This is a genomic window from Bacillus timonensis (assembly GCF_004799755.1).
Taxonomy (GTDB): Bacteria; Bacillota; Bacilli; order Bacillales; family Bacillaceae_L; genus Ferdinandcohnia; species Ferdinandcohnia timonensis_A.
This window is the reverse complement of sequence record NZ_SLUB01000121.1, coordinates 1-2,080: the sequence shown is the minus strand read 5'-3', so window position 1 is coordinate 2,080 and position 2,080 is coordinate 1. Positions and strand designations below refer to the sequence as shown.

General features: G+C 37.8%; 2 protein-coding genes. Both read right to left on the bottom strand.

All coding sequences use genetic code 11. The features are described from left to right. Positions 1 to 53: 53 nt before the first annotated feature. A complete protein-coding gene (gene istB, locus E1I69_RS24045) occupies positions 54 to 812 on the bottom strand; it encodes an IS21-like element helper ATPase IstB (protein ID WP_136382012.1) in 759 nt (252 codons plus the stop codon). Beyond that, positions 812 to 2,059, bottom strand: coding sequence for an IS21 family transposase (gene istA, locus E1I69_RS24040; protein ID WP_431731907.1), 1,248 nt, complete (start codon positions 2,057 to 2,059; stop codon positions 812 to 814). The genes istB and istA overlap by 1 nt, the downstream gene beginning before the upstream one ends. Positions 2,060 to 2,080 lie beyond the last annotated feature (21 nt).

Sequence of the window (2,080 nt, the reverse complement as noted above, 5' to 3'; positions counted from 1 at the left end):
TATAAATGTCAACACAAATATGTACATTTTTGCTTGTTTAAGGATGTACAAAATTACTCATTTTCTATCGTAAAATGATCCTTTAAGCGGTAGGAATCCCCCACCATTGTCACGACTGTCGCATGGTGTAAAATACGGTCTAGAATGGCATTTGCCAGTTTAGGTTCCTGAAAGACTTCATCCCATGCTTTAAAATTTACATTTGTTGTTAAGATAGTACTTCGCTTTTCATATCGCATATCAATCAGCTGAAAAAACAACTTTGCGTCCTCTTGATCAATGGGCAAATAACCGATCTCATCGATAATTAATAGTTTATACTTTGTATAATGCTTTAAACGTGCTTCTAGGCGGTTCTCCAGTCGTGCCCGTCTTAAATTCTGGATTAAATCATGACACTTAATGAAATAGGTGCTCGTCCGTTTCTTTGCAGCGGCAATCCCTATTCCTGTGGCCAAGTGGGTTTTACCAACTCCACTTGGTCCTAGAAAAACAATATTCTCGTTCAACTCAATAAACCGAAGGGTTAGAAAATCTAAAATTTGTTGTTGATTGACTGACGGTTGGAAGGCAAAATCAAAATCCTTTATTTCCTTGAAATGTGGGAAAGCTGCAACCTTCACCATTGCTTGTGTCATATTTTGCTCTCGCACATCAATTTCATAATTGGTTAATTTGATTAACGTATCGATAAATGACATTTGGTTCTGTACACCAAAATCTACAACTTCATTTAAATGTAAGGTCATTTGCTTTAGTTTTAGATACTCTAAGTTTCTTAATAACTGCTGGTAATTTGTAGCTGGATTCATTATTTGTACACCTCTCCAATCGTGGCTAGATTTTTCTTAGCCAAGTCATCAATTTCAGGGTAGTAAGGGGCTGAAACAGTCAAACCTGCTTTATAATGTGCCTCCTGATAATTTAGCTTAGCCTTACTGACTGGATGCTGTGCAATGAGTTTCATGTTATAATAAATCCATAAGCGGTCATCATACACCTGTAAGCCTACTTTCTTTCCTTGATATTCTGGTGGTACGGAGTACTGGTTCGATTTGTAGGAAATCATGTTGGATGCATTAACTTTTACTAGTGTATGCTTGATACGGTAGGAATCTCTTACTTTTTCAGTTGGTAGCTGGAGTAAGTGGTTCCTTTCTTTTTTAAATTCAATGACTGGAATTTTCCCCGTCCCCTGGTGGATCTGGTGGTTAACTCTATTGGCTAAATCCTGTATAAACTGATACAACTCCTCTAATGTCAATTGACCTTGATACGCATGGATTTCATCTAATAGCTTCATTGTCGTTTCAATTTTCCCTTTTGTCCTTGGCCGTCCTGCAATACATGCCCTTACTTTAAAGCCAAAGTCTTTTGCAAATTGCTCAAACTTCGCATTCACTTTACCCGGATAATGTTCGGTTCTCGCTTCATCCATAACTGTTTTCATATTATCTGTAAGTAGTTCCGCAGGAACTCCCCCAAACGCTTCAAAGGCTTCTGTTAAAAAGGAAAACAGGGTACTTTGCGATTTTGATATGCTCATGTAAAATGTTCGTATCCTTGAAGTAGAAAGAATAAGTGCAGCTACATTTATCTCGACCTGTTCACCATCCTTTGTCTCATATAGAATGTTTTCCTTCCAATCTAATTGGGCTTGTTTGCCTGGAGGAGTTTCATAACGAACAGTCCCCTTTGGTGAAGCAATACGCTTGTCCTCCACAAAGTAAGCATTAAATTCTGGTGTGCGTGCTATATATGCACGGAAGGTAGAAGCCCCACACTCCAAACCATGATTATCCCTTAAGTACTGCCAAAGCACTCGCCGATAATAAAACACTTGCTTGGAATCCTCTGACAAAAGTGCAGCGATTACTTCATAGTATTCATCAATTTTTGAAGACTTTTTTCTCGTCCTTTTAGGAACAAAACCATTCAGGTATTTTTCGACTGTTCGGCGATCTACCCCTAATTCCTCTGCCAATTTGCTCTTATTAATTTTCATTTTCATATGCTCCATTATTTGCTTGAATTTTGGTAAGTCTAAAAGACTATTAATCTCAAAATCAACATCGACATT